13 protein-coding genes are annotated in these 15,142 nt (G+C 58.2%); 3 read left to right on the top strand and 10 right to left on the bottom strand.

The window, feature by feature from the left end; translation table 11 throughout:
* Window positions 1–13: 13 nt before the first annotated feature.
* From fabG to G518_RS0115360, 8 genes are all read right to left on the bottom strand, one after another.
* Window positions 14–757: a 3-oxoacyl-ACP reductase FabG gene (fabG, locus tag G518_RS0115395; protein WP_028603317.1), complete on the bottom strand. Its 744-nt coding sequence runs from the start codon at window positions 755–757 to the stop codon at window positions 14–16.
* On the bottom strand, window positions 754–1,242 hold the full coding sequence (locus G518_RS0115390) for a hotdog family protein (protein ID WP_245597980.1): 489 nt from the start codon (window positions 1,240–1,242) through the stop codon (window positions 754–756). The genes fabG and G518_RS0115390 overlap by 4 nt, the downstream gene beginning before the upstream one ends.
* Complete coding sequence (locus G518_RS0115385; RefSeq protein WP_028603315.1) at window positions 1,239–2,075, bottom strand: beta-ketoacyl synthase chain length factor; 837 nt, start codon at window positions 2,073–2,075, stop codon at window positions 1,239–1,241. Before G518_RS0115385 ends, G518_RS0115390 begins: the two co-directional genes overlap by 4 nt.
* On the bottom strand, window positions 2,072–3,277 hold the full coding sequence (locus G518_RS0115380) for a beta-ketoacyl-[acyl-carrier-protein] synthase family protein (protein ID WP_036594866.1): 1,206 nt from the start codon (window positions 3,275–3,277) through the stop codon (window positions 2,072–2,074). Before G518_RS0115380 ends, G518_RS0115385 begins: the two co-directional genes overlap by 4 nt.
* On the bottom strand, window positions 3,274–4,119 hold the full coding sequence (locus tag G518_RS0115375) for a class I SAM-dependent methyltransferase (protein ID WP_084651860.1): 846 nt from the start codon (window positions 4,117–4,119) through the stop codon (window positions 3,274–3,276). The genes G518_RS0115380 and G518_RS0115375 overlap by 4 nt, the downstream gene beginning before the upstream one ends.
* A complete protein-coding gene (locus G518_RS0115370) occupies window positions 4,116–4,964 on the bottom strand; it encodes a polysaccharide deacetylase family protein (RefSeq protein ID WP_028603312.1) in 849 nt (282 codons plus the stop codon). Before G518_RS0115370 ends, G518_RS0115375 begins: the two co-directional genes overlap by 4 nt.
* 121 nt (window positions 4,965–5,085) lie before the next feature.
* Window positions 5,086–6,708, bottom strand: a complete 1,623-nt coding sequence (locus tag G518_RS0115365) for an ABC transporter ATP-binding protein (RefSeq protein WP_028603311.1) — start codon at window positions 6,706–6,708, stop codon at window positions 5,086–5,088.
* Window positions 6,705–7,745 (bottom strand): ABC transporter permease, encoded by a 1,041-nt coding sequence (locus G518_RS0115360; RefSeq protein WP_028603310.1) that lies wholly within the window; start codon window positions 7,743–7,745, stop codon window positions 6,705–6,707. The genes G518_RS0115365 and G518_RS0115360 overlap by 4 nt, the downstream gene beginning before the upstream one ends.
* Before the next feature lie 333 nt (window positions 7,746–8,078).
* On the opposite strand from G518_RS0115360, the gene G518_RS38515 reads away from it, so the two are divergent.
* From G518_RS38515 to G518_RS35330, 3 genes are all read left to right on the top strand, one after another.
* Window positions 8,079–9,398: a class I SAM-dependent methyltransferase gene (locus tag G518_RS38515; protein WP_051236757.1), complete on the top strand. Its 1,320-nt coding sequence runs from the start codon at window positions 8,079–8,081 to the stop codon at window positions 9,396–9,398.
* A gap of 137 nt (window positions 9,399–9,535) precedes the next feature.
* Window positions 9,536–11,143 carry a DUF4422 domain-containing protein gene (locus G518_RS0115350; RefSeq protein ID WP_028603309.1) on the top strand — a complete coding sequence of 536 codons (1,608 nt, stop codon included), beginning with the start codon at window positions 9,536–9,538 and terminating at the stop codon, window positions 11,141–11,143.
* A gap of 27 nt (window positions 11,144–11,170) precedes the next feature.
* On the top strand, window positions 11,171–12,160 hold the full coding sequence (locus tag G518_RS35330; protein ID WP_051236755.1) for a UDP-glucuronic acid decarboxylase family protein: 990 nt from the start codon (window positions 11,171–11,173) through the stop codon (window positions 12,158–12,160).
* Between the two features lie 78 nt (window positions 12,161–12,238).
* Here the strand turns inward: G518_RS35330 and G518_RS0115340 are convergent, their stop codons facing one another.
* Window positions 12,239–13,267, bottom strand: a complete 1,029-nt coding sequence (locus G518_RS0115340) for a microcin C ABC transporter permease YejB (protein ID WP_028603308.1) — start codon at window positions 13,265–13,267, stop codon at window positions 12,239–12,241.
* A 60-nt stretch (window positions 13,268–13,327) separates the two neighbouring features.
* A complete protein-coding gene (locus tag G518_RS0115335; RefSeq protein WP_036594862.1) occupies window positions 13,328–15,136 on the bottom strand; it encodes an extracellular solute-binding protein in 1,809 nt (602 codons plus the stop codon).
* Window positions 15,137–15,142 lie beyond the last annotated feature (6 nt).

Genomic DNA, 15,142 nt, shown 5'->3' with positions numbered 1-15,142 from the left:
GTACGCACTGCACTCATGAGTACATCGCTCCGTTGATCCCGATGGTCTGGCCTGAGATGTAGCCCGCTTTATCGCTGACTAGGAAAGCGACGAGATCCGCCACCTCCTGTGCCTGGCCAGCCCGTTGCATGGGCACCAGGCGCTTGATAGCCGCCTCATCGAACGCTTCTCCGCTCATGTCAGTGGCAATGATGCCTGGCGCGACTGCATTCACCGTGACGCCTCTGCTTGCACACTCCAGAGCCAGAGCTTTCACCGCGCTGTGCAGCGCCCCCTTGGCAGCAGAGTAGTTCACCTGACCCCGGTTACCCGCTTGCCCAGCTACAGATGTGATGGCGATGATGCGGCCCCAGCGGGTGCGCAGCAGCGGCAGCATCAGGGGCTGGGTGACGTTGAAAAATCCATTGAGGTTGACATCAATCACGCGTTGCCATTGTTCGGGCCGCATGCCTGGAAAAATAGCGTCGTCATGAACGCCCGCGTTATTGACGATCACCTGGATGGGCCCAACCGCCAATTGCTCGGCCAGGGCAGTATCACAGGCAGCTCGGTCGGTCACATCAAACACCAACACGCAGGCCTTACCACCAGAGCGGTGTATTTCTGCGGCCAAGGCCTCGGCGGCCTCGCGTTGGCGGTTAGCGTGCACGAGGACCTCAAAGCCCTGCGCAGCCAAAGTGCGGGCAATAGCGCCACCGATGCCACCACTGGCACCAGTGACTAGCGCGCGGCGAAGAGGGGAAGAAGACATAGTCATACGCTTGGGATTGGGGCGTTCAACATGACCATGGCGCGCCCTTCGAGCAAAACCCGGCCGGCTGCCGCCAGACTGAACTCATACACACAGTGATCACCGTTGTCGGCCTCGCAAAGCGCGGCTACCGTGAGCTCGCCCGTCACTGCATCAAGGGTAGGCACATGAAGGGACACGTTCCGCACGCTCACCAGGTAGCCCCTCTTAGGCAGTTCAGAACCGTTAAGTTCAGCGATCAACGCGCCGTGCAATGCCATGGCCTGGGCGGCGTATTCAATGCCACAGGCAACGCCCAGTTCGCCGTGGATGCGCATGGGGTTGTCTGGCAAAAGATGCGTACTGGTGGTACAGGTAACGCCCTCAGGCGAAGCTGAAACGACGCGATCCAATAGACACATCTGGCCCTGGTGCGGAATGCGCTCGGCAATCCAGCTTCGTGCCTGACCCAAGGCACTCGCCCAGTAGCCAGAAAGGGCGGCTGTCGTCACGCGGCCTCCGCTCCAGCCACTTGGACCACCAGTGATTGAGGAGAAAAGTATTCGAGAGCGATCTCTTGCACAGATGCTTGCGCGATAAGCGCTTGGGCCAATGGCAAGCCACGCATAGCAGGCATGGCGCGAACACAGTCTGCCAGTGCCGCATGGCTTGCAGCCAGCTCCGAAGGCGCACGTTCCTGCAAGGCACCACGCCGGGCCATACGAATCTGCGCAATGGAACGCTCGCTACGCACAGGCGCGAGCACCAGCGCCAAGCCGCTCGTATCTTGAATAGGCCGTTTGGCGTGCAGGGGCTCGGGATATTCACTATCGCAAGCCACCAACAGCACAGCCTGGCGGGCCATCTCCACTTGACTCATGGCTTCAAGCAAGCCGGCCGCAAAGCTGGCGTCATAGGCCCCTAAAACCTGCGCCGCAGGCGTGGCGCCAGTGGCGATTGACCAATACCCCGAAGCCGCGTTGTGAACCGAATTGTGAAAGCGCGTAGGCGAAATCTGACGATCTTCTGAAGCCAGGAGCTCGCACAAAGCGTGGCAGTTGTGGCCATCCCCTCCCGAGGCGGCGAACACATTGGGCAATGAGCGTGGTTCCAGCCCGGCGTTCCGACAGGCCTCAAGGCCGACAGCCAAAGCCGCCTTGACGATCCTGCTGGCACGGCGACGCTCGGCCGGAGGCAGTAGTTCAGGTGCTGGCAATGCGGTAGGCGCGCTTTCGTAGCTGGCCTCGCCGCGCAGCAAGGCCTGAGCCTGTGCCCAATTGGCTATACCGGGACCGATCACGCCAACGCCGTCCACCCAGACACAAATATGCTCAGCCGAATTCATGACGGTTCCCCCGGGGGCGCTAGCGAAAGAATCAGACTGCAATTGCTGCCTCCGAAACCGAACGAGTTGGACAACACGTGTCGAAGTGAGGGAGCTGGCCTTGGGTTGGAGACCAAATCGATGGGGATCGAAGGATCAGGCGTTTGCGTTCCCACGCTGGCAGGCAGCAGGCCGTGCTTCAGCGCCAATGCAGAAATCACCGCTTCCAGGCCGCCCGCCGCGCCCAGGGTGTGGCCTGTCATGCCTTTGGTGGAACTGCACGGTACACCGTTGCCGAAAATGGCCGCCACTGCCGCACCTTCCGAAGCGTCATTAGCAGGCGTGGCGGTGCCATGAAGATTGATGTAGCCGATATCCCCCGCGCTCAGGCCTGCGCGGTCCAAGGCTTCCTGCATGGCTGCACGTGAACCCCGGCCTTCAGGGTGAGGGGCAGACATGTGATGTGCATCGCTTGATTCACCCCAGCCGCTCAAGACAATTTCACCGGGCGCGCCCGAAGCAGGCTCCAGCAGCGCGAACGCTGCCGCCTCCCCGATTGAAAGGCCTTGGCGCGCGGCATCTCCAGGACGGCATGGTTCGGGCGAAGTCAGCTCCAGAGAGGAAAATCCATAGAGCGTGGTGAGGCACAGGGAATCGACCCCACCCACCACAGCGGCATCGGCAAGGCCCGCAGAAATAAGCCGATCCGCAGCGGCAAAGGCCTTTGCCGAGGATGAACAGGCGGTAGACACCACCGACACTGGCCCGCGTAATCCCAGGTGCGCGCGCACAAACGCGGCCACCGAGGCGGTATTGTGGGTGGTGCGGTAGTTGAACCCATCTGGCAAGGCGCCCGAGGCATTCCGCTCACGGTAGGCCAGTTCGGCAGACAAAATCCCGGAAGTGCTGGTGCCCAAAATCAGCGCCAAGCGATCAGCGCCATAGCGAGACATGGCAGCGCGAACCGATTGCTCGAAGCCATCTGCTCCAAGACCCAGCAGTGCCAACCGATTGTTGCGGCAATCGTATTCAGCCAGATCAGGGGGAAGTACTGCCGTATCAACCCCGGGAACTTCACCGATCCAGGTGTTGACAACCGCACTTTCGAAATCGCAAGGTTTGAGGCCGCTGGTGCCCTCCCGCAGCGCCATGAGAAGCGGCTCTACCCCAACGCCCAATGCAGAACTGGCCGTGAACGCTGAAAGAACCAGTGGGTTGCTCATGCGTGAGCTCCATCCAGCGGCAATCGGGCAATGAGCATGGTGTTTGCAAACGGCGGGCCGCCTTCTGTTCGAATGGTTTGCACCTCGAACCCGAGCGACTCCAATGCATGTGCCCATTCTGATACCGAACGGCAATACATAGGGGAAAAGCCATGGCCACGCACAAAGGTTACCGCCTGATCAACCCAACGGCTGAGCGAAAAGCGCAGGCCACCGGCTGCGTCACCCACCCTCGCCACCAACTTGCCCCCCGGACGCAATGCGGCGCGAATTCTGCGTAGCACATCATCTTGCGCCTCCGGGCCGAAGTAATGCAGTACGTCGAAGATAGTGATCACATCCACCAATTCGAAATCGGCGTGGCAGATATCGCCCTGCTCAATGCGCACATGCGGCTCATCGGCCAAGGCAGCCTGAGCACGAGCCACGTCACTGGGCATTAACTCCAGGCCATGCAGGCTTTCCACGATGGGAGGGGGTGCCCAGCCGGCCGGCCATGTTCCGACTTCGAAGCACTGCCGTGCTGCCAGCAACCAAGAGGCGAAAACCGCTTGACCGCAGCCGAGATCAAGAAAACGCCCATGAGCCGGAAATTCTCCCAAGCGCAGCAGATCAATAAAAAGAGGATCAATGCCCAGTTTGCCTCGAGCGAAATGGTAAGAGAAGCGGCCCCCACTCTTGTAGCGGGCGCTGGCAAGGTCTACCAATGTCCGGTGCAGCCCATGCTGATCTGAGAGAGTGCCCGCGTTTGCAACGAGAAGCGGCGGCGCTTGCACAAGCGTTGGAGCGCGTGAAGACGATTTTTCCGGGCGTATTCCCAAGGCTTGATCATGACGACTCATACCTGCGCCTCCTTCAGCGCGGGGTCAGCGGCTGGCGTGCAGCCAGCTTGCAGGGTTACCGAGCGCAGGCCTTGAAGGCGCATTGCATCCAGCAGGAGGGGCAAAACATCCAGGACTACTGGCCGACCTGTGGCACTCCGGGCTGAATGCCCATCATGCATGAGCAGGATATCGCCCGCGGCCAAGCCTTTGGTGAGGCGACTCAGCACCGTGGATGGATCACCCGTACGGGTATCGTACGGGCGGCGAGTCCAGCTTGCCAAGCGGAGGCCCCGCCGCGCCAATAGCGGATCTAGAAACGGATTTCGCAAGCCAGCCACGGCTCGAAAAAACTGTGGAGCGCGCCCAGTGAGTTCACGCAAAGCGTGCTGGGCGCCATCGATTTGAAGCGCCATTTTCCTGGGGCCGTAAGCGGCAAATAGATGGGGATGGGTATCGGTGTGGTTTTCTATCAGATGGCCACGCCGGACAATTTCACGTGCTAGCTCAGGGTGCTGGCGGACACGCTCGGCGATGCAAAAGAAGGTGGCGCGCTGCTTAGTGGCTTCCAGTAGATCAAGCACCTGGGGAGTGACCTCCGGGTCCGGGCCGTCATCGAACGTCAGCGCCACCTCCCCTCGCGCAACCGCATTCGGTGGGAGGCGAACAATATTGGGGCCGAGGAGACTGCTGCGAGGCAGCATGCCCAAAACAGCAGCCGCTGCATGGTTGGCAAGAACCGCACCGGCCCATACAGGCCAAAGATGAGGCGCCAACAAAATGCCCGCACCAGCGCCCAGATGCGCGGCGGCGCTCAATTTCAAGAAAGGACTAGGCCGCCATGACCGATACGGGGACTGAAGCATCTCGGGGCATTATCCGCGAAGCGCACCCCCCTTTTTGCTCCACGATTACCCGGGGGCTCGCTGGCAAATTTCTTGCAACATAGCCCTTCGCAGGGAGTAAAGGCAAACCGCGGACAAAAACTCAGACGGCTGCCAGCAACCTCTGCGTATACGGATGTTCCGGAGCATCAAGGATTTTCTCTAACGACCCCGATTCAACCACCTCGCCATCCTTGAGCACGATGACATCATGGGCCATGGCTCGAACCACATCAACATCATGCGTGATCAGCAGGTACGCCAGCCCCCGGTCCCGCTGCAAACGCTGCAACAGGGTCAGCACCTGTTTCTGAATAGTGACATCGAGAGCGCTTGTCGGTTCGTCCAGCACCAGTAAATCTGGCTCCACAATCAAGGCTCGCGCCAAAGCGATTCGCTGGCGCTGGCCCCCAGAAAATTCATGCGGATAACGCGAAAGAAGCAGGGGAAATTGCGCTTCGTCCAAGCCGACTTCCAGGAGGGCCTGGCGAACACGCTCGGCGCGCTCTGACGGCGAGACTTTGGGGGCGTGCACGAGCAGCCCTTCCCCCACGATTTCCTGCACAGTCATGCGAGGAGATAACGAAGAAAAGGGGTCTTGAAACACCACCTGAACGACGCGGCGCAGAGGTTTGTCGGCCGCTGCTTTGCGCTGCCACCGCAGTCCGCCTGTCAACTCAAGGTCGCCAGAAAATGGAAGCAAGCCAAGCGAGGCCAGCGCGACCGTGGATTTGCCCGAGCCAGATTCGCCAATGACCCCCAGCGTACGCCCCGGAAGCACACGGAAGCTGGCCCCCTGCACCGCCACAAACTCCCCCTTCTTGAACCAGCCACGCACACCCTTCAGAGGTACAGGGTAGACCACCCGCAGCTTACGCGCTTCAAGCAAAGGGGGCTCATCTACGGGCGCTTCCACAACATGGCGTTCGGGCTTGCTATCAAGGAGCTTTCGCGTGTAGGGGTGTTTGGGCGCGTTGAACACCTCAGCCACGGCGCCCTGCTCCACCAACTGCCCCCGCTGCATCACAGCGACGCGGTCCGCGAAGCGGCGTACCAGATTGAGATCGTGCGTAATGAGCAGAACGGCCATACCGTTTTTCTTCTGCAGGCTGACCAACAGATCAAGGATCTGCCCGCGAAGGGACACATCCAATGCTGTCGTGGGCTCGTCGGCCAACAACAACTTGGGCTGGCAAGCCAGGGCCATCGCGATCATGGCGCGCTGGCGCTGACCACCGGAAAGCTGATGCGGGTATGCCCCGGCTCGACGCTCGGGCTCTGGTATGCCGGTGCTGGCCAGCAGCTCGACCGTGGCCTGAACCAAGGCAGCGCCTGCAAGCCCGCGTTTCAAACGAAGCACTTCGGATATCTGCTCACCCACGGTCATCAGGGGATTGAGTGCCGTCATGGGCTCCTGAAAAATCATGGCGATGTCATCGCCACGCAAGCCGCGCAAATCGCGCTCCGGAAGCGCCAGCAGGTCACGCGTCTGCCCACTCTCTGTGAACAGCGCACGCCCGGTGGCTTGGGCTTCCGGCAACAACCGAAGCAGCGCCAGCGCTGTAACGGTCTTGCCGGAGCCTGATTCACCCACCAAGGCCAGCTTCTCTCCGGGCGCAATGGAAAAGCTGACATCTTCAACCACCGGCTTGCCGCCAAACGCCACGCCAAGGTGCTCCACCTGAAGCAATGGCTCGGAATTAGGAGGAGAGTTCTGTGCAGTCATTGCGCTTTCCTGGGATCAAGCGCATCGCGCAGTGCGTCACCCATGAAGGTTAAAAGCAGCAGCGTTATCACCAATACGCCAAAGGTAGAGAGCGATATCCACCAAGCATCAATACTATTTTTGCCTTGGCTAAGCAATTCCCCCAGGCTTGGCGTGCCGGGGGGGACACCCAGGCCCAGAAAATCCAGTGAAGTCAGGGCAAGAATGGCCGCGCTCATACGAAACGGCAGGAAGGTAACGACGGGCGTCAGGCTATTGGGCAGGATATGGCGCCAGATGATCTGCCCATTCGATACCCCAAGCGCACGCGCGCCCTTCACATAATCGAGCTGCCGGTTGCGAAGAAACTCAGCACGCACGTAATCCGAAAGGCCCATCCACCCAAACAGGCTGAGCAAAATCAGAAGCAATCCGACGCTTGGCGCCAATATCGCGCTGAAAATGATCAGCAAATAGAGTTCAGGCATCGAACCCCATATTTCGATGAAACGCTGAATGGCGAGATCAGTCTTTCCCCCAAAATACCCTTGAATCGCGCCTGCAGCGATGCCTAGCACCGTCCCGACGAAGGTCAGTGCCAGAGCGAACAGCACGCTGACGCGAAAGCCGTAAATAAGCTGTGCCAGCAAATCGCGCCCCCTGTCATCGGTGCCTAGCCAGTTATCTGTCGTGGGCGGTGCGGGATTGGGTGATTTGGCGAAATAGTTGATGGTTTTCGCCCCATATGGATTGGGCGGGTAAATGGCCCAGTTCCCAGGTTTGGCGAATTGCTGTTTGATGAACGGATCGAGATAGTCTGTTTCAGTTTCAAAGTCGCCCCCGAACGTTTTCTCCGAGTAGGTCTTGACCACGGGAAAATAAAACTGCCCTTCGTAGCGGACGATCAGCGGATCATCGTTAGACAGCACTTCCGCGAAGAGGCTGAGCACCACAAGAGTGACAAAGAGAATCAGGCTCCAAAAACCCAGGCGATTGCGCTTGAAACGCTGCCAGGCACGGCCTCGGGGCGAGAGCACTGGCGCTACGCTTTGGCTCATACGCTCTCCTTCGCGTGAATACACGGGCGACCACCCGTGCAATAGCACGGCTCGAATGGGAAAGAAGAAAATGCGGCAGTCACGTAGTCAAGTGTATTCGGGTCTTGCGGTATTGCCTCCTGGGGTCTTTGACCGCGATTAATGGACATGACACTATGATCTGCCCATTGCAGGTCAAGTGACACCATTCAATCTCGCAACAGCGCTGATGGGTCTGGAGGTCATCTCGGGTATCAAGGAGCGGCGACCGCAGCCCCTCACTGACCGCTTCATCAAAAGCACGATGACCCGAACTGCTCCCAACAAGCACATCTCTCGTATAGGAAATCGCGCATGATCGTATCGGGCCACATCGATATCGTTTCACCAGAATTGATCTCGGGCTGGGCTATATCGTCAACCAATCCCCGCACGGTGCTCAAACTCAGACTGTGTCACGGGGGGCGCGAGGTCAGCCGCAGCTCCACATTATTCGACCGACCGGACGTCGCAAGACATTTTGACGTCATCGGCTATCAAAAGTTCGGCTTCAGTTTTGTAGGATTGCCCGCGGACAAGCTAGCGGAAGGCATTGAGGTAGAGGTACTCACCGACAACGGTTGGCAATCCTTGATCCCGAAAAATACGCCAAGCAGGTACCAGAGCATTGACAAAACCGGCGATGGCGCGTCGAACTCTCAAGCCAAGCTGGAGGCGCTGTGCCTTAGTCAGTTGGCGACCCAGCCGGACACTCCGCCACTGCGTGGCAAGCGGATTCTGGATCTGGGATGCAATGAGGGTTTTTTCTGCCGCGAGGCGATCACTCAGGGCGCGGCCTCTGCACACGGAGTCGACCGATCGAGCCACTTCATCGAAGCGGCCCGCCGGCTTGTCCCCAAAGCCACCTTCGCGAATAAATCCTGGTGGGAAGTACGTTCGGGTCAATACGACGTTATCTTCTTTCTCTCGGCCATTCACTACGAAGATCGCCAACGCGAACTCTTGCGGCATTTGTCGGGGCTTCTGGCGCCTGGGGGTACTTTGGTGCTGGAGTGTGGCGTAGGACCGCCCACTATCCATGGTAGCCAAGCCTGGCATGTCATAAAACGCCATGACGGGCCCATGCGGTATCCGACGCGAAGCTACCTGGAACAGACTCTTCTGGCTGACTACTCCATCCGCTACATCGGGCCGAGCGTGATGCAAAGCGGCGACCCCGTTCCGCGCCATGTCTACCACTGCAGGCGCAAAAAGACTTCGGCCATTCTGGTTCACGGAGAAAGCGGGATCGGCAAGACGGCCCTCACGGCGCAGATCGCGCACAATCAGAACAGCTACAGCACAGACAATCTACTCAACCGGTTGTTCAATGACCACACCCTGAACGGTTTGCCTATCCGAGACATGATCCTCAACAAATGCGGGCACGCACATTTTGACTCGGCGGCTGACATGATGAGGAAAATCCTGGAACTTGGTCTGACAAAGGATCTCGGCGCGCTGCTCGTGCAAGAATTGCCGCTGGATCTGGATCTAATCATCATCGAAGGGCAAGCACTTTCGTACCCCGAGCTACGCAGCCACCTGCTGGAACTGCTTAAACTGAAAGGGGTCAGCGCTTGGGAGCTTACGCTAGGCGGTGCACCACCTGCCGCCGCATCTTCACCGCTATGACCTGACCCGCATGGGGCCCTTTGCGCGTGAGAAAACGTATGAGCGGATCACGACTTCGCGCTGCTTGCGGGGTTTAGTAGACAACTCCCGATCTTGAGATATATGCACGTAGGTTTACCTGCACCCTGGACGCATTCATGCTGAACTGGCGAATCCGCTACCAACGAATCCTGAAGGACAACCCCGAGTTGTTCGATCCCAAGTTCAGCATATTGGAAGTGGGCGGGAACCCCCACGGCATCGCCGACCTGCTGGAACGCAAAGTGACTACAGTGGGCGGGCGTAGCCAAGGCTCACCTTCGCAATGGACCGAACACGCCGGTGGCTCTGTTTTCCAACTCCCCTTCGCAGACAACTCGTTTGATTACGTCATCTGCGTAGACACGCTGAGATTCGTCGCCAAGGCTGATCGCGGCCGAGCCATCAACGAACTAGCCCGCGTGGCGCGGCAGGAAGTGATCTTGTCAGTGCCTTGCGGGGACCAAGCCATACAAAGTGATTTGGAGTTGGCCGTAGCACTTCAGCGCGCTGGCAGGGAAGTTCCAGGATGGCTGCATGAAGGATTTACACGTCAGCTCCCCTCCACGGCAGAGATGGTGAAGCTGCTTTCAAACACCGGAATCCGGTTCGAGATTCACGCGAACGAGGCCCTCTTGCAGCACTACAGTGGGTTGTTGCTAGATATTTTCTACCCCTTTGCCAAGCAGATCTACGACACCGAACAAGCAAAAGAGGTGCCAGGGCTCGTGCTCCCCAGCAATGAGTGGGAGGTTTACTACAGCTACCGATTTCATCTCGTCAAGAACGAAACAGGCAACACCTCTCAAAATCACCTGATTAAAGCTGCATTGGAGCAGACCGTGGAGCCCGGCATTGGGATGTACGCCGTCTATCACCGGCGACTGCCTTTGGCACCAGACACCGGCATTACGCCTATCTATGTTGGTGAGGCAGCCTCTCAGGCCATTGCCGGAGAACGCACGGAAGCAAGGGATAACATGCGCGACAACAGCCGGTGGTGCGAGCTCTCCGGCATGGATGAAATATGGAGAAACGGTCCGCGCACGGAGTTCGTGGGCTTTTGCCATTACCGGCGCATGTTCGAGTTTTCCCAAGCAGGAGCCGAGGCAGCACAAGCCTCCAGTGCTTTCTCGCAAGACGGTCTGCATGCAGGCACGCCCCAAAGCGGCAAGGCAGACATGCATCAGGCTCGCTCCACGCTGGTCTCCTACGATGCTTATCTCTCCAGAGCATCTGGCACCGCCAGCCAGCACGCTCTGGTGCACCTGCGAGAGCATGCGGACGCCATCATCACCGCCGCCCCCCTGGACATCAACGTCAACGTCTGGGATCAATACGCCACCGTGCACAACGCCAACGATCTTTGTGATGTCACGAATCTGATCACTCACAGGTACCCCCATCTGAGTCCGTTTCTAGCTGAAAGCTTCGGAGCGGGTGCGTTCTACGCCAACAACCTTTTCATCACCCGCTGGGAACACTTTGACGAGCTATGTACCATCTGGTTTGACGTTCTGGCAGCCTTCGAAGAAAAAGTGCCCACACGCACAGAGGTTCGCTATCAGAAGCGAGACATCGCCTTTCTCGCTGAGCGCATATTTGACGTTTGGGTGCGCTACAGAGTGGCACAAGGCACGCGGCTCATCACGATGCCTATTTTGGAAATCACCTACCCAGGGCTGGACATCAGCGAGTGGTCTCGCGTGCCCGACTCCGCGCCGTAAAGGCGCGCAAGAACGTGGACATTCTGTATGACAACGAATAGCGAGCGACGCATACTCGTCACGGGCGGAGGGGGCTTCATTGGCTCACACCTCTGCCAACGGCTCATAGACAGCGGCCATTCGGTGCTGTGTGTAGACAACTTCGTGAGCAGCGTGCCGAGCAACATCGCTGCACTCCTGGATCACCCGCAATTCGAGTTGATCCAGCAAGATGTGGCCTTGCCACTCGACGTGCAGGTGCATCAAATCTACAACCTCGCCTGCCCTGCCTCGCCGATTCAATACCAGCGCGACGCCGTGCAAACCATTCGCACCAATGTAGCTGGGGCCATGAATGTGCTGGAGTTGGCCAAGGCCACGGGCGCCAGGGTCTTGCAGGCTTCCACCAGTGAAATCTATGGCGATCCGGCCGTTCACCCCCAACCTGAAAGCTATTGGGGTCACGTGAATCCGATAGGGGTGCGAGCTTGTTATGACGAAGGCAAACGCTGCGCAGAGGCGCTTTTCTTTGCCTATCACCACCAGTTTTCCATTGACATCAAGGTGGTGCGAATTTTCAATACCTACGGTCCGCGAACGCAGTTGAACGATGGGCGGGTGATCAGCAACTTCATCGTTCAGGCTCTCCGCGGTGAAGACATCACGATCTACGGCGATGGTTCGCAGACCCGCAGCTTCTGCTATGTGGATGATATGGTGAGTGGCCTCATCGCCATGATGAACTCTGAACCTGGTTTCACCGGCCCGGTTAATCTTGGAAATCCAGAAGAACTCAGCATTCTTGAGCTCGCCCAGGTGCTCAGAAAACAAACGGATAGCCATTCCCAACTGGTATTCAAAGCGCTGCCACAAGACGATCCGCGCCAGCGCATGCCTGAGATCGAACTGGCTCGCCAGCGTCTGGGCTGGTACCCCACCACGCCGCTGGTAGTGGGCTTGGAACGCACCATCGATTACTTTCGGCGAGAGTTGGCGGCCGCTTCCAAGGAAACCACGTCGACAACGATCACCGCATGATGATGTTCAGCTGTTGGGCAAGAGCGCTACGCACCCGATCAGGCCGCACTCAGGCGCGTCCAACTGCCGTTTCCAGGTTCAATCGAACTTCACCCTTGGATCGACCCACACGTAGCAAAGATCGCTGATCAGCTTGGTGAACAGCCCGATAAGCGTAAAAAGGTAGAGCGTGCCAAGCACCACTGGGTAATCACGGCGAATCACGCTCTCATAGCTGAGCAGGCCCAGACCGTCGAGCGAGAACAGCGTCTCGATGAGCAGCGCGCCAGTGAAAAAGGAGCCGATAAACGCCGCAGGAAACCCGGTGACCAGTGGGATCAGCGCATTGCGAAATACATGTTTCCAGAGCACTTGCCGCTCGCTCAAGCCCTTGGCCCGCGCCGTTAACACATACTGCTTGCGGATTTCTTCCAAAAAAGAATTCTTCGTCAGCATGGCCGTGACCGCGAAACTGCCCAGCACCATGGCGGTGACAGGCAAGGTGATGTGCCAGAGGTAGTCCACGATACGGGCTGGCCAGCTGAGTTCTTCCCAGTTGGCGGAGGTGAGCCCCCGGAGCGGAAACCATTGCAGTTGGCCGCCAAAGATCACCAGCAAGGCCACACCCAATACAAATCCCGGAATGGCATAGCCCACCAACACGATCAGCGTGGTCATCATGTCGAAACGTGAGCCGGCTCGCACCGCCTTGGCCACGCCGAGCGGCACGGAGATCAGATAGCTGATGAAAAACGTCCACAGCCCCAGGCTGATGGAAACTGGCAGCTTTTCCTTCACGAGCGTCCAAACGTCTTTGTTCTGGAAAAAACTGCGCCCAAGGTCAAAACGCGCGAACTGGCCCAGCATCTGGATAAAGCGCTCGGGGGCGGGCTTATCAAATCCGTAAAGAGCCTTGATCTGCTCCACCTGTTTGGGGTCTACACCCTGGTTGCCTCGGTAGCTGATGCCGCCAGACTCCAGGCCACCACCCGCCGAGCTGCGGGCTTCCATCATGTACTGCTCTACCGGTCCGCCGGGCACGAATTGCAGCACCACAAAGGTCAGCAGCAGCACACCCAGCAAGGTGGGGAGCATCAACAAAAGGCGCTTGACGATATAGGCAAACATAGTTTTTTGAAAAGCCGATTCAAATGCCTGAAATCAATGGACTGGACACTAAACACTTTCCTAGGGTTTGGTAGCCTGAGGCTGTATTGACCACCACGTGGACATCACCCACTCCTCTGCCCGTGCATACGGCGGCATGGGCGGCTGATAAGCCAGCTTGTGGGCGTTGTAGACCAATCGATGCGAAGAGAGCGTCCATTGAGGGATATGGTAATGACTGTGCATGATGACACGGTCCAGTGCGTGACAGGCTGGCAAGAGCTCTTGGAGGTTGCGTGCGCTCACCACGCGCTTGACCAGGGCATCCACCGCAGGGCTTTTCACGCCCGCATAGCTTGCACTGCCTTCAACGTCCACTGTCTTGCTGCCAAACAGCTGCTCCATCTCCTGCCCGGGATACGAAGAGCCCGGTATGTTCAAGCTGATCATGTCGTATTCGAACTTGTCCACCCGCTGCTGGTAGAGGGCAAAATCAACCGACGAGAATTTCAGCCGGATACCCAGCTTCTCGAGGCTCTGGATCCATGGCCCCACGGTGCGCACACCGCCCTCCCGGCTGTCAAGGTATTCCAGCACCATGGCCTGACCTTGCGCATTACGCAGTGCGCCGTCGCGGTATGTCCACCCTGCCTCGCGAAGCAGCTCTTTTGCGCGGCGCAGATTCTCGCGCAGGGACTGCCCTGGTTTCTCGGTGTTGGGAGGTTCGTACATCGGGCCAAACACGGCATCAGGTACTTTGCCGCGCCAACGTTCCAGCAAGGCTAATTCGTCGGCATCCGGCATCCCCTTGGCCTGGCAAACCGTATTACCAAACAGATCTTGCACCCGAGGGTAGCCGCCGTAGAACATCTGCCGGTTCATCCACTCGTAGTCAATGGCCAAGCCCAGTGCTTCTCGAACACGGGGATCGCGGAGCATAGGCCGACGCGTATTGAGCACATAGCTTTGAAAACCTGAGGGCAGTTGGTGCTTGAGCTCCTTTTTCACCAACTCGCCAGTGTTAAAGCGCTTGCCATTGATTCGGCGCGCCCAATCGCCCGCGGAATACACTGACATGAAGTCAAACTCTCCGGCCTTCATGGCCTCAAGGCGTGCCGTGTTGTCGCGATAAATCTTTACCGTGATGCGCTCAAAATTTGCAGTACCGCGAGCCACGTTCAGATCACGCGCCCAGTACTGGGCATCACGCACATAGGTGATGTCCCGCCCAAAGCGAACAGGCCCAATGCGGTAGGGGCCGCTGCCAATAGGTATGTCCGTTACCACCTCGTCGAATGGCTTGCCCGCGCCCCACTTGCGGCTAAACACCGGGATCGCGCCTACAGTCAAGGGCAGATCCCGATTCGCCTGGTGAAAACGAAAGCGAACGGTTCGCGAGTCCATGACATCCACCCCCGCCACTTCCTGCAGCATAGATCTATAGCTTGGTGAAGCCTGAGGGCTCACGAGCGTGTCGTAGCTGTGCTTCACGTCCTCTGCGCGTACCGGGTCACCGTTATGAAAACGTGCCTCAGGCCTCAACTTAAATACCACTGAAAGGCGATCATCGGCCACATTGACATCTTCAGCCAGCAGACCGTAGGCGCTGGCGGTTTCATCCATGGCACCAGTGAGCAGGCTGTCGAACAGAAGATTGCTTAGATAAGCAGGCGGTGAGCCCTTCATTGTGAAAGGGTTGTACTTGTCGAAGGTGGAGTAGCGTACGTTGCTCACCAACCTCAATTCACCGCCTTTGGGCGCTTGCGGATTCGCGTATTCGAAGTGCGTAAATCCAGCCGGATACTTAAGCTCCCCCCAAAGCGCATAGCCATGCGCGGCCCAGGCGGGGCTGCCAAAAAGGAGAATTAAAGCCCAAAAAAATATGCGCATGATACA

The sequence above is a fragment of the Ottowia thiooxydans DSM 14619 genome, assembly GCF_000422885.1.
Taxonomy (GTDB): domain Bacteria; phylum Pseudomonadota; class Gammaproteobacteria; order Burkholderiales; family Burkholderiaceae_C; genus Ottowia; species Ottowia thiooxydans.
This window is presented reverse-complemented; position numbering and strand designations above follow the sequence as displayed.

What these genes read in the sequence shown, in the direction of transcription:
- fabG (WP_028603317.1), bottom strand. Translation starts at nt 757, where the DNA reads ATGACTATGTCTTCTTCCCCTCTTCGCCGCGCGCTAGTCACTGGTGCC.
- G518_RS0115385 (WP_028603315.1), bottom strand. Translation starts at nt 2,075, where the DNA reads ATGAATTCGGCTGAGCATATTTGTGTCTGGGTGGACGGCGTTGGCGTG.
- G518_RS0115380 (WP_036594866.1), bottom strand. Translation starts at nt 3,277, where the DNA reads ATGAGCAACCCACTGGTTCTTTCAGCGTTCACGGCCAGTTCTGCATTG.
- G518_RS0115375 (WP_084651860.1), bottom strand. Translation starts at nt 4,119, where the DNA reads ATGAGTCGTCATGATCAAGCCTTGGGAATACGCCCGGAAAAATCGTCT.
- G518_RS0115370 (WP_028603312.1), bottom strand. Translation starts at nt 4,964, where the DNA reads ATGCTTCAGTCCCCGTATCGGTCATGGCGGCCTAGTCCTTTCTTGAAA.
- G518_RS0115365 (WP_028603311.1), bottom strand. Translation starts at nt 6,708, where the DNA reads ATGACTGCACAGAACTCTCCTCCTAATTCCGAGCCATTGCTTCAGGTG.
- G518_RS0115360 (WP_028603310.1), bottom strand. Translation starts at nt 7,745, where the DNA reads ATGAGCCAAAGCGTAGCGCCAGTGCTCTCGCCCCGAGGCCGTGCCTGG.
- G518_RS38515 (WP_051236757.1), top strand. Translation starts at nt 8,079, where the DNA reads ATGATCGTATCGGGCCACATCGATATCGTTTCACCAGAATTGATCTCG.
- G518_RS0115350 (WP_028603309.1), top strand. Translation starts at nt 9,536, where the DNA reads ATGCTGAACTGGCGAATCCGCTACCAACGAATCCTGAAGGACAACCCC.
- G518_RS35330 (WP_051236755.1), top strand. Translation starts at nt 11,171, where the DNA reads ATGACAACGAATAGCGAGCGACGCATACTCGTCACGGGCGGAGGGGGC.
- G518_RS0115340 (WP_028603308.1), bottom strand. Translation starts at nt 13,267, where the DNA reads ATGTTTGCCTATATCGTCAAGCGCCTTTTGTTGATGCTCCCCACCTTG.
- G518_RS0115335 (WP_036594862.1), bottom strand. Translation starts at nt 15,136, where the DNA reads ATGCGCATATTTTTTTGGGCTTTAATTCTCCTTTTTGGCAGCCCCGCC.